Annotated in this window: 21 protein-coding genes; 9 read left to right on the plus strand and 12 right to left on the minus strand. The window is 69.9% G+C overall.

The window, feature by feature from the left end; all coding sequences use genetic code 11:
* Positions 1–91: 91 nt before the first annotated feature.
* Together DFR74_RS30855 and DFR74_RS30860 are read right to left on the minus strand one after the other, a co-directional pair.
* Complete coding sequence (locus DFR74_RS30855) at positions 92–526, minus strand: DoxX family protein (RefSeq protein ID WP_067510841.1); 435 nt, start codon at positions 524–526, stop codon at positions 92–94.
* 107 nt (positions 527–633) lie between these two features.
* A complete protein-coding gene (locus DFR74_RS30860; protein WP_228801665.1) occupies positions 634–1,662 on the minus strand; it encodes an IS630 family transposase in 1,029 nt (342 codons plus the stop codon).
* 331 nt (positions 1,663–1,993) lie between these two features.
* On the opposite strand from DFR74_RS30860, the gene DFR74_RS30865 reads away from it, so the two are divergent.
* The 8 genes from DFR74_RS30865 to DFR74_RS30900 all read left to right on the plus strand — a co-directional run bounded on the left by DFR74_RS30865 (position 1,994) and on the right by DFR74_RS30900 (position 13,307).
* On the plus strand, positions 1,994–5,722 hold the full coding sequence (locus tag DFR74_RS30865; RefSeq protein WP_067510843.1) for a non-ribosomal peptide synthetase: 3,729 nt from the start codon (positions 1,994–1,996) through the stop codon (positions 5,720–5,722).
* Positions 5,719–7,371, plus strand: a complete 1,653-nt coding sequence (locus DFR74_RS30870) for a fatty acyl-AMP ligase (protein WP_067510844.1) — start codon at positions 5,719–5,721, stop codon at positions 7,369–7,371. Before DFR74_RS30865 ends, DFR74_RS30870 begins: the two co-directional genes overlap by 4 nt.
* A complete protein-coding gene (locus DFR74_RS30875; protein WP_067510845.1) occupies positions 7,368–8,387 on the plus strand; it encodes a flavin-containing monooxygenase in 1,020 nt (339 codons plus the stop codon). The genes DFR74_RS30870 and DFR74_RS30875 overlap by 4 nt, the downstream gene beginning before the upstream one ends.
* Positions 8,384–9,931 (plus strand): acyl-CoA dehydrogenase family protein, encoded by a 1,548-nt coding sequence (locus DFR74_RS30880; RefSeq protein ID WP_067510846.1) that lies wholly within the window; start codon positions 8,384–8,386, stop codon positions 9,929–9,931. The genes DFR74_RS30875 and DFR74_RS30880 overlap by 4 nt, the downstream gene beginning before the upstream one ends.
* The gene (locus DFR74_RS30885; RefSeq protein ID WP_067510847.1) at positions 9,928–11,115 is read left to right on the plus strand and encodes an acyl-CoA dehydrogenase family protein; all 1,188 of its coding nucleotides are present in this window, start codon (positions 9,928–9,930) and stop codon (positions 11,113–11,115) included. Before DFR74_RS30880 ends, DFR74_RS30885 begins: the two co-directional genes overlap by 4 nt.
* Positions 11,115–11,375 carry an acyl carrier protein gene (locus tag DFR74_RS30890; protein ID WP_067510848.1) on the plus strand — a complete coding sequence of 87 codons (261 nt, stop codon included), beginning with the start codon at positions 11,115–11,117 and terminating at the stop codon, positions 11,373–11,375. The genes DFR74_RS30885 and DFR74_RS30890 overlap by 1 nt, the downstream gene beginning before the upstream one ends.
* Positions 11,376–11,824: 449 nt before the next feature.
* Complete coding sequence (locus DFR74_RS38235) at positions 11,825–12,439, plus strand: alpha/beta hydrolase (RefSeq protein WP_267465316.1); 615 nt, start codon at positions 11,825–11,827, stop codon at positions 12,437–12,439.
* 235 nt (positions 12,440–12,674) lie between these two features.
* Positions 12,675–13,307 carry a DUF2461 domain-containing protein gene (locus tag DFR74_RS30900; RefSeq protein WP_067510849.1) on the plus strand — a complete coding sequence of 211 codons (633 nt, stop codon included), beginning with the start codon at positions 12,675–12,677 and terminating at the stop codon, positions 13,305–13,307.
* 13 nt (positions 13,308–13,320) lie between these two features.
* On the opposite strand, the gene DFR74_RS30905 is transcribed toward DFR74_RS30900, so the two are convergent.
* The 4 genes from DFR74_RS30905 to DFR74_RS30920 all read right to left on the minus strand — a co-directional run bounded on the left by DFR74_RS30905 (position 13,321) and on the right by DFR74_RS30920 (position 15,650).
* Positions 13,321–13,758 (minus strand): PaaI family thioesterase, encoded by a 438-nt coding sequence (locus DFR74_RS30905; protein ID WP_067510850.1) that lies wholly within the window; start codon positions 13,756–13,758, stop codon positions 13,321–13,323.
* The gene (locus DFR74_RS30910; protein ID WP_067510851.1) at positions 13,755–14,135 is read right to left on the minus strand and encodes a MerR family transcriptional regulator; all 381 of its coding nucleotides are present in this window, start codon (positions 14,133–14,135) and stop codon (positions 13,755–13,757) included. Before DFR74_RS30910 ends, DFR74_RS30905 begins: the two co-directional genes overlap by 4 nt.
* 82 nt (positions 14,136–14,217) lie before the next feature.
* The gene (locus DFR74_RS37875; protein ID WP_067510852.1) at positions 14,218–14,850 is read right to left on the minus strand and encodes a hypothetical protein; all 633 of its coding nucleotides are present in this window, start codon (positions 14,848–14,850) and stop codon (positions 14,218–14,220) included.
* 416 nt (positions 14,851–15,266) lie between these two features.
* Positions 15,267–15,650 (minus strand): hypothetical protein, encoded by a 384-nt coding sequence (locus DFR74_RS30920; protein WP_067510853.1) that lies wholly within the window; start codon positions 15,648–15,650, stop codon positions 15,267–15,269.
* Positions 15,651–15,693: 43 nt separating this feature from the next.
* Here DFR74_RS30920 and DFR74_RS30925 point away from each other — a divergent pair, with 43 nt between their 5' ends.
* Positions 15,694–16,491, plus strand: coding sequence for an AraC family transcriptional regulator (locus tag DFR74_RS30925; protein WP_084537829.1), 798 nt, complete (start codon positions 15,694–15,696; stop codon positions 16,489–16,491).
* Between the two features lie 165 nt (positions 16,492–16,656).
* On the opposite strand, the gene gdhA is transcribed toward DFR74_RS30925, so the two are convergent.
* The 6 genes from gdhA to pgm form a co-directional block, all read right to left on the minus strand.
* A complete protein-coding gene (gdhA, locus tag DFR74_RS30930; protein WP_067510906.1) occupies positions 16,657–18,006 on the minus strand; it encodes an NADP-specific glutamate dehydrogenase in 1,350 nt (449 codons plus the stop codon).
* 284 nt (positions 18,007–18,290) lie between these two features.
* The gene (locus DFR74_RS30935) at positions 18,291–18,872 is read right to left on the minus strand and encodes a DUF4262 domain-containing protein (protein ID WP_147266001.1); all 582 of its coding nucleotides are present in this window, start codon (positions 18,870–18,872) and stop codon (positions 18,291–18,293) included.
* 87 nt (positions 18,873–18,959) lie between these two features.
* Positions 18,960–19,697 (minus strand): DsbA family protein, encoded by a 738-nt coding sequence (locus tag DFR74_RS30940; RefSeq protein WP_084537831.1) that lies wholly within the window; start codon positions 19,695–19,697, stop codon positions 18,960–18,962.
* Positions 19,698–19,753: 56 nt separating this feature from the next.
* Entirely contained in the window at positions 19,754–20,401 is a 648-nt protein-coding gene (locus DFR74_RS30945; protein WP_067510856.1) for a hypothetical protein, read from the minus strand.
* 451 nt (positions 20,402–20,852) lie between these two features.
* Positions 20,853–22,229 (minus strand): MFS transporter, encoded by a 1,377-nt coding sequence (locus DFR74_RS30950; RefSeq protein ID WP_411720383.1) that lies wholly within the window; start codon positions 22,227–22,229, stop codon positions 20,853–20,855.
* Entirely contained in the window at positions 22,219–23,862 is a 1,644-nt protein-coding gene (gene pgm, locus DFR74_RS30955) for a phosphoglucomutase (alpha-D-glucose-1,6-bisphosphate-dependent) (protein WP_067510908.1), read from the minus strand. Before pgm ends, DFR74_RS30950 begins: the two co-directional genes overlap by 11 nt.
* Between the last annotated feature and the right edge of the window lie 457 nt (positions 23,863–24,319).

Genomic DNA, 24,319 nt, shown 5'->3' on the forward strand with positions numbered 1-24,319 from the left:
CGCCGCCAACCCCGACAGCCGATCGATCCGCACACGCACGATCGGCGATCGGTGGACAGTCCACCGATCGCCGATCGTGCTTAGGAAATTCTCACCGCGAGAGCGCGTTGCGCAGGTCGGTGATCGAGGCGCGGCGCTCGTAGGCGATCCAGGCGAAGATCGCGGCGAGCACGAGGGGGAAGATCGCCATCTCGGGCAGGTCGGCGATGAATGCCTGGGAGCCGGCGGCGAGGATGGTGAGGACGGTCAGGCCGGCGGCGGCGAGGGCGCTGAGCTTGGGGACCATGAGGCCGATGCCGCCCGCGACCTCGACGACGCCGATGAAGACGAGCAGCGCCAGCGGGATGGTCATGTTCTGCGGCGGGTTCTCCATCAGCACGTGCGGGATCACGAGCTTCGGGCCGCCGGAGGCGAGGATGAAGAACAGGCCGAGCACGATCTGCAGGGTCCACAGGACGCGGTTGTGGATCTTGCCGGGGCGGGCGGTGACGTCGGTGGCGAACGGGGCGGCGGCGGTGGTGGTCATGGCTGGTCCTTCTGGTCGGGTGCGCCGGGTTGGTAGCGCGTTCAAGGGATAGGACGGGCCGCCTGCCGAGGATTCATCGCTGTGCCCGAAAGTTTTTTCCCGGCCCCCTACCGCAGGCTCGCGCAGTGCTTCCGCTCCGCGGTCGAGAACCGTTGCAGATACCCGGCGAGGGAACCGATCGCTTCGCCCGCGGCCTTCTTCCAGCCGATCGGCAGGGGATCGGATTTCCAGCGTTCGACCCACGCGCGCACGTCGCGCTCCACCGTCTCCCCGCTGCCGTGCGAGACGCAGTGCACGAGTTGGTCGGCGAGCAGGGCCATCCAGCGCTCCGCGCGGTCGAGCCAGGAGATTCCCGCCGGGGTGAAGTGCGGGTGGAAGCGCGGGTGAGCTGCCAGCCACTCCTGAACGATGGAGGTCCGGTTGGTCGCGTAGTTGTTGCACACCACGTGGACGTCGAGTTCGGCGGGCACCCGCGCGTCAACGCTGGCAAGGAATTTCGTGAACTCGACCGCTCGGCGCGTGCGGCGTGATTCGGCGAGGCGCTCGCGGTGCCCGGTGCCGAAGACGGCGACGAGGCCTGCGGTGCGACGCGGACGCTCACGGGTGCGAGGTTCCGACGACCGAGCACCGGCGAACATCCGCCCGCCCGACTCCCGGTCCGTGCACAGCACCACCGCCTTCTCCGACGCGTTGCGGTAGAGCCCGACGATATCGACGACATTGTCCAAAAATGGCGGTGCCACAGGAATCTTGAACCACCCGGCCAGATGCGGCGCGAAGCCGAAACGCCGCCAGATCCGGCCGATCGTCGATTTCGACAATCCGGTGCGCGCGGCCATCGACGCCCGGGTCCAGCGCCTCGAATCGGCCGGGACCTGCTCCAATGTCAGCGTCACCACCTGCCGAATTCGGTCCGGCGGGATGGATTTCGGGCGGCCGGAGCGCGGCTGGTCGTCGAGTCCGGCGAGTCCGCGCTCGATGAACCTTTCCCGCCATTTCGCCACCGTAGGGGCGGAAACGCCGAGCCGGGCCGCGACATGACTGTTGCGGGCGCCGGGTTCGGCACACGCGAGCACGATCCGGCACCGCAGCGCGTAGGCCTGCGTCGATGTCGCCGCCCGCGCACGGTGCAGCAAAGCGCGACGCTCGGTAGCCGTTACTGTAAGTTCGCCATTCTTCGGCCGTCCGATATGCACCATCCGCCCGAATCTTACCAATACTCAACGAACTTCGGGCGCGATCCTTTGGAACACTGCCCAGTGAAGCCGGGATTTCTCTGGGCTGTTGCCCAAAACAGCGCGGTCATACAGTCGACCGCACCGCCGACCGGCCTGGTTGACCACGAGGTCCCTGAACAAAAGTCGAATTGTTTTCTGAACAAAAAGGTTTCGAGCTTTGCCCATCGCTTTACACCGTCATGCGATCAGCACCGACGCACCCTCCCTGCTCCCCTTCCCGATATCCGACATGCAGAAGCTCCTCATGGTCGGGGCCAGCGACGGCATGCAGAATTCCGTGCGGCCGCACCTGTATCTGGAGCGCGAACGGGCCGGGCTCGATGTCCGCCGCTACGAGCGCGCCGTCAACGCGACGCTGGCCCGCCACCTGGACGTATTGGTCACCGTCACAACAGATCTGGAACTCCGCCCGATCGAGGAGTTCGTGCCGCTCACCGTGGGTTACACCGACCTGACGGGAGTGGAACCCGCTGCGGCCCAACGGGAACTCGACCGTCTCCGCGACGAGATGTCGACGCGTCCGCTGCCCTTCGACCGCTGGCCGTGGCTCGAGTTCCACGCCACCCGGTACGGCGACGACCGGGTGCGCCTGCACATCAACTTCAGCAACTTCTTCCTCGATCTCTACAGCGGAGCGAGTCTGCTGCACGAGATCGACCGCCTGTACGACGATCCGGCCGCACCGCCGGCCGAGACCGGGCCCACCTTGCGCGAGGCGACGCTGGCGCTCGCGGCGGTCGAGGCCGGCCCCTTGGGCAAGCGGGCCCGCGGCTACTGGATGGACCGGCTGGACTCCCTCCCGGAACCACCGCCACTGCCGTTGGTGCACAACGACGGTCGTCACGGCGGCCTGCGCCGCAGGCAGCTGGAGCTCGGCGCGCCGGAATGGTCGACCGTCAAGACGATCGCCGGCGAACTCGGCCTCACGCCGTCGGCCGTGCTGCTCGCCGTGTACGCCGAGGTCATCGCGCAGTTCAGCGGCTCGCGGCACTTCCTGCTCACCAATCTGATGACCCGCAGGCTGATCCCGGCCACAGCACGGGTGTTCGGCAACTTCTCCTCGGTCTACCCGCTCGAGGTCGATTGGCGTGGGGAGCTCACCTTCCTGGAGCGATGTCGCGTCCTGCAACGGCAACTGCTCCGCGACTTCGCCCGCACCCACACGGGCGGTCTCGACGTATTGGAGGCGTTGAGCCGGGCCCGGTCCGCGCCGGGCAGCGCGGTCTGCCCGTTCGTCGTGGCCGCCGGACTGACGGCCGGACCGCAGGAGCGCGTCGGGTTCAGCCGGCTGGAAACCCCGCAGGCCCTGGTCGATCATCAGTTCTGGGAGCTCGACGGCGGCAGCCTGTGGGTGGTGTGGGACGTGCTCGAATCCGCCTTCCCGCCCGGGTTCCTCGACGAAATGTGCTCCGCCTACGAGAGATTGCTCCGCCGCTTCGCCTCAGAGCCCGATGCGTGGCAGGAGCCGGTCGGCACGCTGGTCGAGCCCCGCGTCCTCGATCTGCGCGACGCCGCCACACCGGTCCACCCCGCGCCGAGCGAGCTGCTCACCGACCTGCTGCCCACCTACGCGGCAGAACGTCCCGGCCACACCGCTGCGATCGGCCTCGAAAGATCCCTCACCCGTACCGAGCTACACAGTGCCGCAAAAGCATTGGCCGCACGCCTACAAAGTTCCGGTGTCGTCCCCGGCGACCTGGTGGCCGTGATCCTGCCCAAGAGTATCGAGCAGATCGTCGCCGTGCACGCGGTGCTGCTGGCGGGCGGAGCCTACGTGCCGATCGACCCGGCCTGGCCGCGCGAACGGCGCGACGCGCTGCTGTCGATCGCCGAAATCAGCTCCGCGATCACCGAATTCGAGCTACCGGGTATCCGATGTCTCTCCCCGCAGGGCGACGACACGGGAGAACCCGCGCCCGTGTCGGTCGCACAGTCCGACCTCGCCTACGTCATCTACACCTCCGGCTCGACCGGAACCCCCAAGGGCGTGGCCTTGAACCATCTGGGTCCGCTCAACACCATCGTGGATATCAAGCGGCGCTTCGGGATAACCGATGACGACATCGTCTTCGCCGTCTCGGCACTGCATTTCGATCTCTCCGTCTTCGACGTGTTCTGCGGCGCCACCCTCGTCCTGCCCGACCCCGACGACCCGACCCCGGGGAGCTGGCTGCGTCTGCTGCGCACCCACCACGTCACCGTGTGGAATTCCGCCCCGGGCCTGATGCAGCTGCTGGTCGAGGCCGCCGACGGCGTCACCCTGCCCGCCCTGCGCCTGGTCCTGCTCAGCGGTGATTGGATTCCGGTCACCCTGCCCGACCGCATCCGCCGGATCGCGCCCAACGCCGAGGTGATCAGCCTCGGCGGGGCGACCGAAGCGTCCATCTGGTCGATCTACCATCGCATCGGCGCCGTGGACCCGTCGTGGACCTCCATCCCGTACGGCCGGCCCCTGGCCAATCAACCGTGGTACATCCTCGACGAACTGGGCCTGCCCGCGCCGACCTGGACGACCGGTGAACTCCACATCGGCGGAATCGGCTTGGCGACGGGATATCTCGGCGATCCGGACAAGACCGACGCGGCCTTCGTGCGGCATCGCGAGACCGGTGAAAGGATCTACCGCACCGGCGATCTCGGCCGCTACCTGCCGGGCGGCGAGATCGAATTGATCGGGCGCGCCGACCAGCAGGTGAAGATCCAGGGCTGGCGGATCGAGCCGGGCGAGATCGAACACGCGCTGCTCGCCGAGGCAGGCGTCCGCGACGCCGCGGTGCTCGCCTGCGACAGCCCCACCGGCAAGCGCCTGATCGGGTATGTGACACCGGACGACCTGGACGTCACCGCCCTCCGCACCGCGCTGGCCGAACGGCTGCCCGCGCCCCTGGTGCCCGCGGACCTGATCGCCTTGGACCGGCTCCCGGTGACGGGCAACGGCAAACTGGATCGGCGCGCTCTGCTCGCGCTGCGCCCGGACCCCGCGGTCACCACCCGAGAGCCCGTTGCCCCGCGTACTCCGAGGGAAGCCGCGCTGTTCGCGATCTGGGCCTCGGTGCTCGGGATCGACGCGTTCGGCGTCGAGGACGACTTCTTCGACCTCGGCGGTCATTCGTTCGCGGCGCTCCAGGTCGTCACCCGAATCAGGCAGCAGCTCGGCGTCGACGCGGCGCTGGGCACGTTGCTGACCGCCCGCACCATCGCGGCGCTCGCCGAGGGGCTGGCCCGGCCCGATTCCGCACTGGTCACCCTCGATAGCCACGGGACGCGGACGCCGTGCTTCTTCGTCCACCCCGCCGGCGGCACCGTCTTCGCCTACCGCGACCTGGCGGCCCGGCTGGATCGGCCGTGCCACGCCTTCCAGGTGGTGGCACCGCTGCCCGCGACGGTGGCGGAATTCGCCGCGCGCTATCGCGCCGAACTGCGGCGGGTCCAGCCGCACGGCCCGTACGTCGTCGGGGGCTGGTCGTCCGGCGCCGCGATCGCGCTGGAACTCGCGGCCGAGCTGGAACGCGAGGGCGAGCACGTCGAACAGCTCGTCATCTTCGATGCGCCCGCACCGGCGACGATGCCCGCTCCCGACCACGCCACCCTGCGGGCCTGGTTCGCCGAGGACCTCGGCGGCACCGATCCCGGCGGCGATCTCGACCACCTGTTTGCGGTGTTCTCGCGGGTGGTCCTCGCCGCGCGCACCTACCCGGGCCGGCCGGTGCGGGCCCCGATCCGGCTGCTGCGCGCCGTCGACGGCCGGGTGAGCGAGTTCGACGGCTACCCGGACGTCGAGGGCTCCTGGGGCTGGGATCGCTTCGCCCGCAACGGAGTCGAGGTTATCGCGGCGCGCGGCACGCACCTGACGATGTTCGATCACGGCGCCGCGCTCGCCGCGATTCTCGACGAGGAAGCGCCGGAACCGATGCACCAGCGAAACCGAAACGCCCACACGGAAAGTCACCTCGGATGATCAGCGACCTTCGCGCACTCGCCCGCACCCACGGTGACCGCGAGGCCGTCCTCGTCCTGCCCGACCGCGGCGACGAACTCGACCGAATCACCTACGGCGCACTGGATCTGGACGCCCGCCGGATCGCCGCGGCGTTGCAGCGGCGACTGGAACCAGGCGCAAGGGTCGTGCTCGCCTACCCCACCGGAATCGAATTCGTGCGCGCGTTTCTCGGCTGCCTGTACGCCGGGGTGGTGCCGGTCCCCGCGCCGTTGCCGCTCTCGCCGCGCAGCGGCAAGCAGCTGACGCGGTTGCGGGGGATCATCGCTTCCTGCCGGGCCGCGCTGATTCTCGCTCCCGACGGCTACACCGAATTGCTCAGTGAGACAGGCATTCCGGCGTCGACAGCTCCGCGCGGACGGGCCGAGGACTGGACGCCGCGTGCGGAACGCCCGGAGGAGATCGCCTTTCTCCAGTTCACCTCGGGCTCGGTCGGTGACCCGCGCGGCGTCGTCGTCACCTACGGTGCGCTCGCGGCCAATACCGATCTGATCCATCGGCACTACGCGTTGCCGGATGGTTTCCACGTCGGCAGCTGGCTGCCCCTGTATCACGATATGGGCCTGATCGGCGCGGTGCTACTGCCCCTGCGTTTCGGTGGACGGGCGACCCTCCTGTCCCCCACCGCCTTCCTGCTCGACCCGTATCGCTGGCTGCACATGATCGACGTGCACGACGTATTCATCAGTCCGGCACCGAATTTCGCGTACGACCTGTGCGTCCGGCGGATCCCGGCGAGCAAGGCGGCCGGACTGGATCTCTCCCGGTGGCGGGCCGCGCTGAACGGCGCCGAACCGGTGCGCGCCGCGACGCTGGCGGCGTTCGCCGACTGCTTCGCCGCGGCGGGGTTCCGGCCCGAGTCGTTCAGCCCCTGCTACGGCATGGCGGAGGTGGGCCTGTTCGTCACCGGCACGCCGAACGACGAGCCCCCGGTGGTGTCGCGCATCAGCGCCGAAGCGCTCGAGCAAGGTGCGTTCGTCCCGGATGCCGCCGGGGTGCCGATGGTCAGCTCCGGCCCGGTGCCCGACCACTACCGGCTGACGATCGCCGATCCCGGCACCGGCGAGCCGGTGGACGAGGGGCGCGTCGGCGAGATCCGGCTGTCCGGTCCCAGTGTGGCACCGGGCTACTGGGGGCAACCGGTCTTCGGACCGGAACTGCGCACCGGTGATCTCGGCACCGTCCACGACGGTCAGCTGTATCTGACCGGCAGGCTCAAGGAACTCATCATCATCCGCGGGCGAAACTTCTACCCGCAGGATCTGGAATACCTGCTGGGCCAAGTGGATTCGAGCTTCGAGGGCGGACTGGCCGCCGCGTTCTCGGTACCGGCCCAGGACGAGGAGCACATTGTCGTGGTGCAGGAGGTCCGGACCGATCACGGCGATCTCGACGGACTGGCGCTGAAGGCCAAGGCGGCGCTCGCCGAGCTGGCGACGGTGACGATCGCCGGGGTCTGCCTGGTCCCGCCCGGCGCGATCCGGCGCAGCACCAGCGGCAAGATCCGGCGACTGCACATGCGCAAGCTGTTCCGTGACAACACCTTGAATGCCACGCACGAGGAGCTGGACCCGGTGCTGCGCCGTACCTACCGAAAGGCCCCGTCGTGAACGACTTACCGAAGACCGTCGACACCGTGATCGTCGGCGCGGGGAAAGCGGGGCTGGCGACCGCCTACCACTTGCAAAGGGCGGGAGCGGATTTCGTCGTACTGGACGCGGCGGATCAGCTCGGCGAGCCCTGGCGGACCCGGTGGGACTCGATGACGTTGTTCACCTCGGCGCGCTTCTCCGCCCTGCCGGGGGCCGCCTTTCCGGGCGACCCGCACCGCTACCCGCACAAAGACGAGGTCGCCGATTATCTGGAGCAGTACGCGGATCGCTTCCGGCTGCCGGTGCTGCTCGGCCGGCGCGTGGATTCCCTGCGGAAGGTGGACGGCGAGTTCCTGCTGTCCCTCGGCGGGGAGACGTGCGCGGCCCGCAAAGTCGTCGTGGCCACCGGTGCGTTCCAGCAGCCCTGGGTGCCGCCGGTCGCGGCCGAACTCGACCACGGGATCGTCGCGCTGCACTCGCACGAGTACCGCAATCCCGGACAGGTCCGGCCGGGAACGGTGCTGGTGGTCGGCGGCGGCAACTCCGGCACCCAGATCGCCGACGAACTGTCGGCCACCCATCGGGTCGTGCTCAGTCGCGGCGCGCCCCTGCCTTCGATACCGCAGCAGGTTCTGGGCCGGGACGTGTGGACCTTTCTCCGGCCGCTGCTGCGCTTGCCGGTCGTCGGTCCCCTGCGCAAACCGGATCCGGTGATCGGGGCGCCGGCCGATCTGCTGTCGCGGGTGCAGCCCGTCGGCCGGATCGAGTCGGTGGACGGCGCCGCGCTCGTGACCGCCGACGGCACCCGCATCGAACCGGACACGGTCATCTGGGCGACCGGCTATCGCGACGATTGGAGCTGGTTCGACCGGTCGCTGCTGGGCGAGGACGGCAAGCCCGCGCACGTCGCCGGGATCGGCGCGGTGCCGGGCCTGTATTTCGTCGGGTTGTACCGGTTGCGCAGCCGCGGGTCGGCGCTGCTCGGATTCGGCGGGCGCGACGCGGCCCGCATCGCCGAGGCGGTGCTGCGGTGATCGCGGAACTGGAGAAACGGCTCACCGATCCCGAGGGTCCGTTCGCGCCCGAGCGCGTGTTGCGAGGGGATCGCGACGAGTTGCTACCCCGCGAGGCGTGCCGGGCGCTGTACGACGCGGGCCTGCATCTCGCGTGCGTGCCGCGCCGGTACGGCGGCACGCTGGACGACTATTTCCGGACGGTGCAGGGCATCCGGCTGGTCGCGCGGCGCGATCTCAGCGTCGCGGTGGCGCACGGGCAGATCATGCTCGGCACCGCCCCGATCTGGGTGGCGGGCACCGACGACCAGGCCACACGGGTGGCCGCCGAGATCGCGGCGGGCGCGGTGATCTCGTTCGGCCTCACCGAGCGCGAGCACGGCAGCGACGTCCTCGCCAACGACGCCCACGCCGTCCGCGCCGACGGCGGCTGGCGACTGTCCGGGGAGAAGTGGCCGATCAACTACGCCACGCACGGCGACCTGATCTGCGTCTTCGCCCGCACCGAAAGCGAACCCGGCCCGCGCGCGTTCAGCCTGTTCCTGGTGGACAAGCGCGAACTGCCGCACTCCCAGATTCGGTACTTGCCCAAGACACACACCTTCGGGCTGCGAGGCGCCGACATCAGCGGCGTCGAGTTCACCGAAGCGCTTCTCCCCGAGCACGCCCTGGTCGGCCGTCCGGGCGACGGTGCCGCCATCGCGTTGAAGTCGCTGCAAATGACCCGGGTCGGCTGCGCGGGGCTGTCGCTCGGCGCGGCCGATCACGCCGTCCGGCTCGCGGTCGCCGCCACGGGCACCGCCGACCACGAACGGCGGCTGCTCGGCAGGGCCGTCGCCGGCGTGCTCACGGCCGAGGCGGTGGCCGCGCTCGGGGCCCGCTGCTTCCACACACTGCCCGGCGAGATGAGCGTGGTGTCGGCGGTCGTGAAGAGTTTCGTGCCCGGTGTGGCCGACGAGGTGGTGCGCCTGGCCGGCGCGCTGCTCGGCTCGGACGCCGTGCGCGACGCGAGCAGCGCCTACGCCAAACTCGAACGCGATCACCGCATCGTGGAGATCTTCGACGGCAGCACCTACGTCAACCGCACCGTGCTGATCAACCACTTCCCGATGCTGTCGCGCGCGTGGCGGCGCGGCACCGGCGACGAATCCGCGGTGCGGCTCGCGGCCCGGCTCGACGCCCCGGTGCCACCGTTCGATGCCCGGCGGCTCGGGCTGCTGGCTACGGCGGGCGCGAGCGTCGTGACGACGGTGCGCGAGCACCCTGTGCTGTCGCAGGTGGCCGAGGAACTGCACCGCGACCTCGCCTCGTGGCGCCCGGCGATGCGGGATGTGCCGCCCGAAGGATTCGAGCTGGCGCGGCGCTACGAACAGCTCTTCGCGGCGGCGGCGTGCGTGCATGTCCACCGCGCCAACGGTTTATCCGATGGGTGGCTGGAGGCGACGATGGCCTATCTGTTCGCCCCCGCCGACGCGGACGCGGTGTATCTGCGGCTCGCCGACGAAGTGCTCGCCGGTGCCGTACCCGGACCCGATTCGATCGATCCGACGGGGTGGGGACTGTGACGCCCGGTTTCGCCGCGACGTACGAGCGGCGCGTCGGCGACCCGTGGACGGGTCCGCTGAGCTATCCCCATACGGTCTCGAAAGATGAACAGGCTGAAGGCTTTCGGCACGGCACCGACATTCTGCGCGAGCTGTCGCTCGCGGCGGAGTTCGTGCCGAGATCGCTCGGCGGGCGAGGCGACGACCTCACCGCCGCCATGTCGGCGTTGCGGGCGGTCGCCCGGCACGAACCCGGCTTGGCGTTCGGCTACGGCGCGACTCGACTGGCGGCGGCCCGCACGGTGCTGCGCGCGGACGGGGAACACCACCGGCAGTCCGTTGTCGAGCGTCTGCTGGCGGACGGGCGGGTGGGGTATGCGGGCCCGGGAGCGGTGCTGCGCGTCGATGACTGGCCGGGACTTCCTGACGTGGTGCGTGATCGGGATCTCTTACGAGTCAACGGGATTCGCCGAGCGCTCGCCGCCGAGGACACCGATCTGGTCATCACCTCGGTGATGGTGCGCGAGCCCGACGGAACCGTGACGCCGCGCCAGATCGTGACCACCACGCCCACCGTACGGGCCGCGCGGCCGATGGTCGGGCTACGCACTTCTGCCCCTTGCGATCTCGTCTTCGAGGACCAGATCGGGTCCGGCGAGGAACTACTGGACATCGACCCACCCGGCAACGGCGCGATCCCGCTCGCCGACGAGGTGGGGATCGTCCTGGCCGGCGCGGCGGTCGGCATCCTCGACACCGGGTTGCGGGTGACGCTGCGCCACGTGTCCCAGCGACGCCTGTACGGCGCGACGGCGGCCGACATCCCCACCGTCCGTGCGATTCTCGCCGACGCCTACGCCGATCTCCTGTGGTGCGACGAGTACGTCCACACCGCGCTGCGGGCGCCGGATCGCCACGCCGCGGCGGCCTGCTGCCACGTCCCCGCCGTGCTGACGCGAGCCATGCACCGGCTCTCGACCGTCCTCGGGTCGGCGTTCTACATCCGGGAGGGCGAGAGCGCGGTGTTCCAGAAACTCCTGCGCGACCTGCGCACCGCGTTCGCTACCCGCGCCGCACCTGAGACGGAACCCGTTGCCGTGGAACGGAATTCCGGCATGTCGCGCGACGACCTGTTCGACGACCTGCGCACCCACCACGCCGAGGACCGCACCCTGGACCTCGAGCACCGACCGAGAGGCACCTGATGGACGACACCCTGTTCACCGAACGACGCGACTGGCTCCGCGCGAAAGTCGCCTACTACGTCGAACGCGAGCCCGAGGAGATCGGCTTCGACACCCCGCTCACCGCGTACGGATTGAACTCCGTCTTCGCCCTGACCATCGCCGCCGACATCGAGGACGAACTCGGCATCACCGTCGAACCGGAGGTGATGTGGGAGCACCCGACCATCAACGCCCTCACCCCCGCGCTGCTCGCCGGACAGAAGACGCCGACGACCTGAGCGTTAGGGGTCTGCGCCGGTCCGTGCTCTTCGGTACGTCGCGAAGAGACATGACGGGAGGCATGTGGGGTGACCGGGGTGGCACGATCGAGCAACGCACGGAGTATCAAGGGGCATCTGCGGCAGGTGATCACAGGGTAGTGACCGTGCTGGTAGCCCTGTCGGCGAGCCTGGCGGCAGCCTCGGCCGCACCGCCGCGCGCACCGGTATTGCCTGCTCCGGCAGGTGGATTCGAGGAGGTGTTCGTACCGTCGAGCATGGCGCCGATCAAGGTCCAGGTGCAGTGGGCGGCGCGGGGGCGGCAACGCGGCGCTGTACGTGCTGGACTGGCTGCGGGCGCCGCACGACCACAGCCAGTGGACCAGCGAGACCGACGCTCTGCGCCAGTTCGCGGGTGAGGACGTCACGCTGGTGTTCCCGGTCGGCGGCCGTTCCAGCTTCTACGCCGATTGGTACCGGCCCGGCCACACCAACGGTCAGCGGTCACCTACGAATGGGAGACCTTCCGGACCAGGGAGCTGCCCGAATTCCTCGCCGGCCATGGCGTTTCGCGCACCCGCAACGCCATCGTCGGCGCCTCGATGGGCGGCAATGCCGCGCTGGTGCTGACCGCCCGCCACCGCGATCAGTTCGTGTTCGCCGGATCGTTCTCCGGTTTCGTCAACCCGACGTTCCCGCTGTGGAGCGAAGCGATGCGGGCCACCATGTGGGACGAAGGGCAGTTCACCCCCGACGATATGTGGGGACCGCCCGGCGACCCGGCGTGGAGGCGCAACGACGCCACCGTCCAGCTCGAACGCCTGCGCGGGCTGCCGATCTACGTCAGCAGCGGCAACGGCGTCCCCGGGCCGCCCGATCTGCCCCAGGGCGTGGGCCACACGATCAACGGCAAGGGGCTGGAGGTTGTCACGATGATCGCGGCGCAGATCTTCCGCGACCGCGCCGCGGCGCTCGGCGGCCCCGCCCGCGTCGACATCGTGAACGGCACCCACACCTGGCCGTACCGGCAGCGCGCGCTGGCCGCGGCGCGTCCGATGATCCTGGACGCGCTCGGCGTCGGCTGAGCTACTGGCGGTCGGTGGTTCCGGCGGACGATCCCGGAACATGCGTGCCGGGCGTCCCCGGCGTTCGCGATTCCCGCCGCGCCGACGGCGAGAACGGCGGCGGCGAGCATGGTGAAGACGAGGCGTGCTGCCATGGCGATCCTCCGATCGTGGCCTCCAGCGTGCGGCGCGGGAAGCGACGTGTCATGACCGGACAAGCCACGGGTGTGCCGGGGACGCGTCCTATCGTCTACCCATGGTTCGATTCGGAGGCTTCCCGTTCGCCGGCCTGGATTTCTACGAGGATCTGGAGGCGGACAACTCCAAGACGTTCTGGGCCGCGCACAAGCAGACCTACGAGGAGTCGGTGCGGGCGCCGATGGCGGCGCTGGCCGAGGAGCTGGAGGGCGATTTCGGGAGCGCGAAGCTGTTCCGACCCTACCGGGACGTGCGCTTCTCGAAGGACAAGTCCCCGTACAAGACCCATCAGGGCGCCGTGGCCGGTGTCGCGCCGGGTGTCGGCTGGTACGTGCAGGTCAGCGCCGCGGGGTTGTTCGTGGCCGGCGGGTTCTACAGCGGGTCGCCGGAGCAGCTGGCCCGGCTGCGCACCACCATCGACGACGAGGTGCGCGGAGCGCAACTGGCCGCGATCCTCGACGGACTCACCGCGCGGGGGTACGAGATCGGCGGGGACCGGTTGAAGACCAAGCCGAAGGGCTTCGCCGCCGACCACCCGCGTATCGATCTGCTCCGCCACAAGACCCTGCACGCGCACCGCGACTTCGGAGCGCCCGACTGGTTGGCGACGCCGCGCGCCGCCACCGAGATCCGCGCGTCCTGGGAGGCGCTGCGGCCGCTGGTCGAATGGTTCGGGGCGGTGGTGGGGTGAGGTTCGGCGGCGTTCACCTGCCGACCCGGGCGGTCAGGTCAATATTGCGGGCGGTCCCCAGCCAGGTGGCGCACAGGCGCTCACCCTCCTCCCCCACCGCGTACGCGTCGGCCGCGCAGACGGTGAGGGTGCGGCCCGCGTCGACCACCCGGCCCGCCACGCGCAGGTGGGTGCCCTCCGCGGGCGCCACGAGTTTGATGGTGCCGTCGACGGTCGCGTTGATCCATCCGGGCGGCAACAGCGTGCCCGCCGCGCCGACGGCGGCGAAGTCGGCCGCCGCGAACACCGCCGCCGCTTGCAGCCGTCCGGGGCTGAAGGTGAGCGCTTCGGCGATCGGGACGCGCAGCTCCACGCGGCCGCGTTCGACGACGTCGAATTCGACGCCGAGCGTGCGGGCCATGGGCATCGCCAGGACGGCGTCGCGGACGAGAGTGAGTTCGGGGTCGATCACGGTTGCTCCTCGGTGCGGTGGGCACGCGGCCTGCGATCCTCGAACCAGGCGATGTGCTCGATCAAGCGGTCACGCAGCGCGCGCTGTTCGGCGAGCTGGGCTTCGACGTCGGCGAGACGGGCGTGCAGGTGCGCGACCATCTCGTCGATCGTGACCGTGCCCGCCCGGTAGCGGGGCATGAGCGCGGCGATGGTGTCGAGGTCGAAGCCCATATCGCGCGCCATCGACACGAAAATCGTTTCCCGTACCGAGGATTCGTCGAACTCGCGGACCTCGCCGCGCCCGGTGCGGTGGGAGCGGATGAGTCCGGCCGACTCCCACCGGCGCAGCCGATGCACGGAGACGCCCGTGCGGTGGGCGAGCTGCGAAACGCGCATGGCCAGCAGGCTAGCGACCTTCGCACTGTGCGAGGCAAGACCCGGGGGACGGATTCTCCCGCCGGAGTTCAGTGTCGACCGGTCAGCAGATCAGGTCGACGATCGCGTTCGGGGCGAAGGACACGTGGACGTGGTCGTAGTGATTGGCGGTGGCACTGCCGCGGTCCTCCATGTAGGACCAGCCGTTGCCGTCGTTGTAGCGCTGCTGCCAGATCACGTAGGTCACGCCGAAGCGTTCCTTGTTGGCGAGCACGAACTCGGCGATGGCGTTGCCCTGGGCGGTGTCGGAGGTCATGAAGTCCAGTGCCAGCCCGGCGCCGTGGTCGTCGTTGCCCCGGCCGACAGCTCCGCCGATATCGGACACGGCGAATGTCTTCCCGATGAAGTGCCCCACCTGCGCGACGTGGGGCCGGGTGGCGGCCAGCACCGTCGAGCACGGGGTGTGCTGCTTGGCGACCTTCTCCACCAACTGCGACTGATCTACCGCGGCCACCGGCACGGGGCCGGGCGGCGGAGCGGCCTGTGGCTCGGTGGTCGAGGACGGGGCCGCGTCGGCGGCGACCGCGGGTGCCGCACCGACCGCGGCGGTGTTCTGCGGATCCTCGGCGGGTCTCATCATCATCACGAGGAGGGCGAGAACCGTCGCCGCGATCGTGCCCACGGCGAACAGAGCGACCCTCGGCGTCGAGGACTGCTTACGATGTTGACCAGGCATTTTCGGCAACCACCGGCTTACTGTCGGGAGTGATAACAGCAAGATTACGAAACGGTCGCGCGAATGTCACGTCGAACGTGATCCCGGGCGCGCCGCCCGGAGGCTGCCGGGCGGCCGCTCCGGACCCGCGCCCATGTGCCCATACCGCTCGCGACGCGCGGCACACCCGCGCCGGACATAGCGAGATCGGCCCGACGACTTCCCGACGAGTCGGCCGTGCGGCGAGCTCGGCATAATCCGGCCGGGACGGCAGGCCGGTCGCCGCCGAGCGGTGACACCCTCGGCGCGCTCGAGCGGCGACAATGACGACCGGCGGGGTCGGCCACACGTGTGGTCGGCATCGACGAGGGTTCGCGCGGCCTCTCGCGTCGAGTGGCGGCACCCGGTCGAAGACGCGTGCTCATACGGCGAACCATTCACCTGCCGAGAACCAGCAGGCAGCCCGCGCCCACAAGCGCCGCGAGCGCACCCACGTCGACCCGCGCCACGCGACGGGTCTTCGCGTTCAGTGCGGCGGTGCCGATCACGGCGGTCAGGGCGAGAAAGGAGCTGACGCTGACGACTCCGGCGGTGAGCGCGGCGACCCGGACCGGTGGGACGAGCGCGCCCGTGATCAGGGCGGCGCCGGTCGAGGCGAGCAGGACGGCACGGTGGCGCAACAGGAGCTCGAGATCCGGATTCGCGACGTCCGTGCCGTAGACGGAGGCCGCCCGGCCGGGCGCGAACGCGACCACACCGGGCGCCACATGCACCAGGCCGACCCCCAGCATCAGCGTTGCGGCGGCGACTTCCGCGACCATGCGATTCCTCCCTCATCTCGGCTGTGGTGCAAGCATGGCGAGTATGGGTGGACCGCCGCTTCCGGAAACATGTCACGCCCCGGCGACGGTGTGGCTGGGGGCCGGGCACGCCGCGTATCGCGGGCCGTCGCTGCGGCTCGGCACGCACTCCGGGTCGGTGCTGTGTCTCGCCGTCGGCATCGACGGCGAGTTCACCGTGCGGGCGGAAGCGATCGGCGAACGCGCCGTGCGCAGTCTGCTCGTCCCGCCGCGCACACCGCATCGCCTCGTCGCGGACACCCGAATGCTGTTCTGCTATCTCGATCCCGGCTCACCGCGAGCCGCCTCGATCCGCACTCGGATGCGCACGCGCACAGGGGAATTCGGCATCTACCACGTCCACGAAGACGCGATACTCGACCTCGCGAACGACGCCGAGTTCGATCCGGCCGCATTGCTCGACCTCGCGTGCGGCGCGAGCGGCCGGATGGACCCGCGCATCGCCACCGCGACGGCGATCCTGTGCGCGAACCCGGCGCTCGCCCTGTCCGCCGACCAGCTGGCCGCCGCCGTCCACCTCTCGAAATCCCGCTTCTTGCACCTGTTCTCCGCGCAGGCGGGCACGACGTTCCGGCGCTATCGACTGTGGGCGCGAATGCTCGCGGCGGGCCGCGCCATCGCGGCGGGCACCGACCTCACCACGGCCGCCACCCAGGCCGGGTTCGCCAGCCCGTCCCACTTCAGCGACACGTTCCGCGCCATGTTCGGCTTGACCGCGACGGATCTGCTCGCCGTCGCCCCGCGGATCATCTGCGAGGAAGAACCGGGGGAAAACTGCTCTCCGGCAGTCACTTCCACATAGGGCTGGTTCGCGCTGCTCACCGAACTCTGCGAATGATCTTGTGACGCCGGCGCCGAAGAAGCACCACCGCGACGCCGAAGGCGGGGTTGGTGGTGGGGATCGTCCACGGTCGTACCGCGCTCGGCCGAGGTCGTCACCGCACGTCCCCGAAGCGGTGAGAGCGATTCAGATGAGCCCGAGGGCGAGCATGGCGTCGGCGACTTTGGTGAAGCCGGCGATGTTCGCGCCCGCGACGTAGTCGCCCGGGGTGCCGTATTCTTCGGCGGTTTCCAGGCAGCGGTCGTGGATGGAGCGCATGATTTCGGCGAGGCGTTCTTCGGTGTGTTCGAAGGACCAGGAGTCGCGGGAGGCGTTCTGTTGCATTTCCAGCGCGCTGGTGGCGACGCCGCCGGCGTTGACGGCTTTACCGGGGGCGAAACGGACGCCCGCGCCGCGCAGGACGCGGATCGCGTCGGGGGTGGTGGGCATGTTGGCGCCTTCGGCGACGATCGAACAACCGTTGGCGACAAGGCGTTTCGCGGAGTCGACGTCGAGTTCGTTCTGCGTCGCGCAGGGTAGGGCGATCTCGCCCGGCACCTGCCAGACCGCGCCATCGGAGACGAATCGCGCTGTGGCGCCGCGCCGTTCGGCGTAATCGGAGACGCGCCCACGGTGCCCGTTCTTGACTTCCTTCAGGAGGTCGAGGTCGATGCCCGTGCTGTCGACGACATATCCGCTGGAGTCCGAGCAGGTGATCACGCGCCCGCCGAGCTGGTGCACTTTCTCGATCGCATACAGCGCGACATTGCCCGAACCGGAGACCAGCACCTGCTTGCCCTCGAAGGAATCCCCTGCGGCGCACAGCATTTCGTCCACGAAGAACACCGTGCCGTAGCCGGTGGCCTCGGTGCGCACCTGAGATCCGCCCCAGGTCAAGCCCTTTCCGGTGACCACGCCGGACTCGTACCGGTTGGTGATCCGCTTGTACTGGCCGAACAGGTAGCCGATCTCCCGCTGCCCCACCCCCGTGTCACCGGCGGGCACGTCGGTGTGTTCGCCCAAATGCCGGAACAATTCGGTCATGAAGGACTGACAGAACCGCATCACCTCCGCCTCCGACCGCCCCTTGGGATCGAAGTCGGAGCCGCCCTTCCCGCCGCCGATCGGCAGGCCCGACAGCGAGTTCTTGAAGATCTGTTCGAAGCCGAGGAATTTCACGATCCCGAGGTACACCGACGGATGGAAGCGCAGCCCACCCTTGTAAGGACCGAGAGCGGAGTTGAATTCGACCCGGAATCCGCGATTGAGCTGGACGCGGCCTGCGTCGTCGGTCCACGGCACCCGGAAGATGATCTGGCGTTCCGGCTCGCACAGCCGCCGGATCACCTCGGCATCGGCGTATTCCGGATGCTTGGCGACCACCGGCCCGAGGCTCTCCAGCACTTCGCGCACCGCCTGGTGGAACTCCAGCTCCCCGGGATTGCGGCGGGTGACTTCGTCCAGCACGGGGACCAGGCTCTCATCCAGCTCGGGCACGAACACTCTCCATTCGACTCGCGGGATCGCGAACACTACTTCCATTCGGACGCTACTCCGCGCGCCCGGCCGCCCGGCCACCACCACGGGCGAGCACGGTCACACCGCCGAGCGCGGCCCCGGCTCACCGAGCCGGAGCAGCACCGGATCGCCTTTTCGCCACGGTGGGCGGCGGTGTTCGGCTGGATAGCATTCCGCGGCAGGGGACATTCGCCCACTATCCGCCCCGGCGCAGCCCCCTCATCCCCGCTTTCCCGGCTGGAGAGTAAGGGGACCAACCCGGTTCAATCGTTCTCTCGGCTCCACTCCACCCACTCCGCGTGGTAATCCGCCCACACACCCTTCGGGTGCTCCTCCGGCGGCGTCAACAGTTGCGGCTGTCGACCGGCCAGACTCGGGTCGAAGTCGGGGTCGCCCGGGAAGAGGTGGGAGCGGTCGGGCCAGACGCAGTGCAGGATCGACCAGTCGGGGGTGTCGCGGTAGAAGCGGAGGGCGGCGCCGAAGAAGGTGCGGTGCCAGGAGTCGGCGATCGGGCGCAGGGTGACGCGGTAGTCGCCGGCCAGGACGTCGGCGAGGAGTTGGCCGGGTTCGAGGCGGGCGCCCGCGGCGACCTGGTCGCCGACGAGTTCGAGCAGGGTGACGCACTCCTGGGTGGGCAGGCCGAACAGGGCGACCTCGGGGACGCGGTAGCTGTGCCAGAGGCCGACGGTGAACGCCCAGCTACCGGCGCCGTCGTCCTCGGGGATCCCGAGCACGGCCCAGCCACGCCTGCCGACCTTGGCGACCAAACGCTGGTCGGCGGGGCGCATTTCGGCGCGGTCGCCGTAGTCGTGACAGATCACGCACCGACAATCCGAGTGTGTCACGGCGGCGAGGCTACTTCACTTCGCGAACGGTCACCAACGCTGTCCCCCGTTTTCCCGATCGGCGGGACTACTTCCCGGTGGAAGCGATCAGTTCGACGCCTCCACGACCCACTCGTGGTTGTTCACATCGACCTTGGTGTCCCCGTCGAACACGGCCGGTGTCGCGGCGCGCCCGTCCATGCGCGCGGTCAGGGCCTCCAGCGCGGCTTCGGCGTGGGTCTTGGCGGCGTCGAGCTTGGTACCGGTGGTGATGCAGGAGATGACGGCGTCGGGGGCGCCCGAGTCGGCGGCGAGGGCGGCGAGGTCCTGGTTGGTCAAGTCGGAACCGCCTTCGGAGGGCTGCTTGTCGCCGAACAGGGCCTCGTGGAACTTCGAGTAGACCGGGCCGTCACCGGCCTCGGCGACGCATTCGTTCGCGGCGATGGCGCGCGTCGAGTAGTCCTTGCTGCCCGACTTGGCGTCCAGGAAGTTGACGTAGCGGTAGCGCACGGCGAGGGCGCCCTCGTCCATTTTCTGGGCGATCTCCTGGCCGTAGACGGACTCCATGGTGCCGCAGGCCGGGCACAGCGGGTCCTCGTAGATCTCTAGGGTGTTGCGCGCATCGGGCTTGCCGAGCAGCACCGCGCCGTCGGCCTCGAGCACCGCGACCACGCCCGCGTCGCGCACCGGACCGTAGCCGTCGTTGCGGACCGACTGGTCGTCCCGAGTCCAGCGGAACGCCAGGACCACGAGCAACACGATCAGCACCAGGGCGACCGCGCCGAGCGCGTAGGTGGTGTTGTTGGACATCGGCCGCGGGGTGTAGTTCGAACGCGATTCGCTCACGTGTCCACTGTGCCGTACGCCGCCCGCCCGGGATGCGCCGGGCGGGCGGTGCGACGTCAGAAGAGCGCTTGGTGATCGGCGGCGATGACGAACCCGGCGTCGCGACCGCTGTCGCACCGCACACCGTCGGGCAACGACATGCAGCTGTAGCCGCGCACCATGATGGATTCGCCGTACGGGAGGATCTTGCCGCCCGCAGCCGTGCCGTCCTGCGGGATGCCGACGAAGATGCCCTGATTCAGGCACAGGAACTCCGAGGTGGGGCCGCTCACATGGGCCGCGACCGCCCGGTCGGGGGCGGGGGTGCAGCCGGGCAGCTCGGGCGGGATGACGGTGGCGTCGCGCAGCTGGCAGCCGACGCCGAAGTTGTCGTCCAGCAGGAAGCCGCACTTGATGTTTCCGGTCGGCGACTGGAAGTAGAAGTGATCGCCGATCTGGTACTCGCGGGCGTCGACGGGGCCGGTGCCGACGGGTGGGTAGGTGGTCGGCGCGGCCGTGTCGTCGGCGGGGGGCGCCTGCGTGACTGGACTCGTCTGCGCACTCGGGCTCGGCGCGGGCGAGCCCGCAGTGGCGGCGGGTTCGCCCGTCGTGGGCACGCTCACCGGAGCGGTCGTCGGCGCGGCCGTGGAATCGTCGCCGCCGCAGCCCGTCGCGCCGAACACCACCGCCGCGACCGCGACCGCCACGAGGAATTTCGCACTCATTTCGTCTCCTGCTCCGTTTTCCGCCCCGACGAATTCGTTGCTGCCCGTAAGTCGGAAGGATCGAGGGGTTCGTTACCGGCCGGCCCGGAATTCCACGGGCCGCGTGGGTATTTCACAATGCCCGGTACGGAAGGACGAAAACCGCTGGTTACCACGCGGTCACGAATCGGGTACGCGCCGATGGGAAACGCGCGGCACGGGCGGAATCGAAACGCGAAGGCGCGCCGACAGCCGAAAATCCGCGCGGCGGAGCGGAATCGCGTGCCCCCGATTTCCGGGGCACGACAGAATGCCGACACCGCACGACAATTCGCGCACCGGTGGGGCCCTCATACGCCGACCGGCACAGGGCGCGAGCCATGTTCGATCCCGCGCGACAAACCGCTGACCCGCAGCGCGACCTGGAGTCCCCCGTCCAGATGGGGTTGACGGGTCCACCACTCCGACCCCGTCACCCGACGGTCGACGCGCCGCCTTTGCCGAGTCCGGTCGGCCCGTCCACCACGTCGTCGCCGGAAACCCGATGACCCGCACCGTTCTCGCGCTCCCCGACCGCACCCCGGTGATCCACCACCCCGCCCGCGACGCCGAGATTCGCCTCCGCACCACCACTCGCGTCGCCGAGGTCCGGAACCTCCGCTGCCGCCTGCCGCGGCAACGTCTCCCCCACCACCGCCCACGCCAGCGCGGCCAACGCGAGCAGCCCACCGGTGGCAGCCAGCGCCACACCGTACGACGTCTCCTCGGCCAACGCGCCCACCGCGATCGGCCCCAGCACCGCGCCCAGATCGGCCGACATCTGGAACCCCGCCAGCACCGGCCCGCCGCGCGCCTTCGGCCCCAAAATGTCGGCCACCGCCGCCTGTTGCGCGGGCGTCATCATCCCCGACCCGAGCCCCGCCACGACCGACGTGATCAGTACCCACGTCATATCCGGCGCGTATCCCAGCCCGGCGGTGCCCACCGCGCACACCAGTGTCCCGACGATCAGGAACGGCTTGCGTCCCCACCGATCCGACAGCCGTCCGGAGAGGAACAGCACCGCGACGTTGCCCGCCGCGAACGCCGTGAGCGCCACGCCCGCCATCCCCGGCGGCTGCGACAGCACTTCCACCACGAGCAGCGGCACCAACGCCATCCGCACGCCGAACACCGCGGCACCGTTGGCGAAGTTCGACCACAGCACCGCGCGATAGGCGGGCCGGGCCAGCGCCTCGCGGAACGACATCAGGCGCAATTCGCCGCTCACCTCGGGTGCGGCCAGCACCGATCGGCGCAGGCTCAGGTGCACGGCCAGGCTCACCGCGAGCAGCGCGGCCGCGTAGATCAGGAACGGCGCCCGCAGGCCGAGCCCGGCCAGCGCACCGCCCACCAGCGGACCGCTCACCGACCCGACCAGGAAGCTGGTGGACCACAGTCCCGAGACCCGCCCGCGCTGTTCGGGCGGCGAGATCCGGATGACCAGCGCCAGCGACGACACCGTGAACATGGTCGAGCCGATCCCGCCGACCGACCGCAACACCAGCAACTGCCAATAGGTCTGCGCGAACGCGCTCGCGCCCGTCGACACCGCGACGATCACCAGACCGCCGAGATACACCCAGCGCTCGCCCAGCCGTTGAACCAACCGACCGCTCATGGGCGCGAACAACAACCGCATGAGCGCGAACGCGCTGACGATCGCGGACGCGGCGGCGACGCCCACCCCGAAGCTGCGGGCGAACTGCGGGAGCACGGGCGCGACGAGCCCGAATCCAATGGCGATGACGAACGCGGCCCCGACCATCACCCAGATCTCGGTGGGCAGGGCCTTGGTTCTAGCGGTCACCGGACAGCGCCTTGCCCACCATCTCCTCGGCGGCGGCCTGCACCTGCGCCAGGTGCTCGGGGCCGTGGAACGACTCCGCGTAGATCTTGTACTTGTCCTCGGTGCCCGAGGGGCGCGCGGCGAACCACGCGTTCTCGGTGGTGACCTTGACGCCGCCCAGCGGGGCGCCGTTGCCCCGTGCGCGGGTGAGCACGGCGGTGACCGGCTCGCCCGCGACTTCGCGTGTGGTGATCATGTCCGAGGACAACTTCGCCAACCGGGCTTTCTGTTCCGGGGTGGCGGCGGCGTCGATGCGCTCGTAGGCGGGCGCGCCGTAGCGGCGCTCGAGTTCCACGTAGCGCGCCGACGGCGTCTGACCGGTGACGGCGGCGATCTCGGCGGCGAGCAGGGCCAGCAGCAGACCGTCCTTGTCGGTGGTCCACACGGTGCCGTCCATCCGCAGGAACGACGCGCCCGCGCTCTCCTCACCGCCGAAAGCCAGGCTGCCGCTGAACAATCCGGGCACGAACCATTTGAAGCCGACCGGTACCTCGTGCACGTCGCGGCCGAGCACGCTCACCACGCGGTCGATCATGGACGAGGTCACCACGGTCTTGCCGATCTTGGTGAGCGCGTCCCAGCCCATGCGGTTGGCGACCAGGTATTCGATCGCGACGGCCAGGAAGTGGTTGGGGTTCATCAGCCCGCCGTCGGGGGTGACGATGCCGTGGCGGTCGGCGTCGGCGTCGTTGCCGGTGGAGATGTCGTAGTCGTCCTTGATCGCGACCAGCGCGGCCATCGCGTAGCGCGAGGACGGGTCCATCCGGATCTTGCCGTCGCCGTCGAGCGTCATGAACCGCCAGGTGGGATCCACGAACGGGTTGACGACCTCGAGTTCGAGGTCGTAGCGCTGGCCGATCTCCTCCCAGTAGTCGACGCTCGCGCCGCCCATCGGGTCGGCGCCCAGGCGGATGCCCGCGCCGCGAATCGCGTCCAGGTTCAACACGTTCGGCAGGTCGGCGATGTAGTGGTCGAGGTAGTCGTAACGTTCCACGCTCGCGGTGAGCGCGTGCTGCAAGGTGGTGCGCTTGACCTCGGCGAGGCCGCCGCGCAGCAGTTCGTTGGCGCGCGCGGCGATGGCGTCGGTGGCGACCGTGTCGGCCGGGCCGCCGTGCGGCGGGTTGTATTTGAAACCGCCGTCGCGCGGCGGGTTGTGCGAGGGGGTGACCACGATGCCGTCGGCCTGGTGGCGCGCGCCGTTGCGGTTGTGGCGCAGCACGGCGTGGCTCAGCGCGGGCGTGGGGGTGTAGCGGTCGCGCGAATCGATCACGGCCGTCACGTCGTTGGCGGCGAGCACCTCGAGCGCGGTGGTCCACGCGGGCTCGGAGAGGGCGTGGGTGTCGCGGGCCAGATAGACGGGCCCGGTGATGCCGCGGGTGGCGCGATACTCCACGATCGCCTGGGTGACGGCCAGGATGTGCGCCTCGTTGAAGGCGGTGTCGAGGCTGGAACCGCGGTGGCCGGAGGTGCCGAACGCCACCTGCTGGGCCTGGTCGCCCGGGTCCGGGATGCGGCTGTAGTACGCGGTGACCAGGTGCGCGATGTCCTCCAGGTCGCTGGCGCGCGCGGGACGCCCGGCTCGATCATGGGCCACGCTCGGGTCTCCCTTCCGTGTCGGCTGCGACCGGCTCGTCATCAAGATCATGCCGGTCCGCCCGGCACCGCCGAACCGACAATGATAACGGCCGAACTCCCCAGCGGCAGCGGAGAATTTGACCGGTGTACCACGCGCGGCCGGACGGCGGCCGGGGTGCGAGGAGCACACGTCCGCCCGGCCCGGCTCAGGCCCGGAGGCGGTAGCGCGGCGTCGCCACGCAGGGCCCCGGGGCAGGCGGAATCCAACACCGCTGACCCCCTTCCGTCGTGCCGTCCAAGTCGTCCACCGCGTCACCGACGCGCCGTTCACCGTGCACCGCGCCGCGCCGGGCGACGCCGCCACCGTGCACGGGGCGGCCGGGGGCCTCGGCCGCGACACCCGATCCGTGCAGTCTACGAAGCTCGGGGCCGCAGGTCGAAAACCCGGGGAACCCGGCCGCACCGCAGCGACACAG

Source organism: Nocardia puris (genome assembly GCF_003315035.1).
In the GTDB taxonomy this organism is placed as follows: Bacteria; Actinomycetota; Actinomycetes; order Mycobacteriales; family Mycobacteriaceae; genus Nocardia; species Nocardia puris.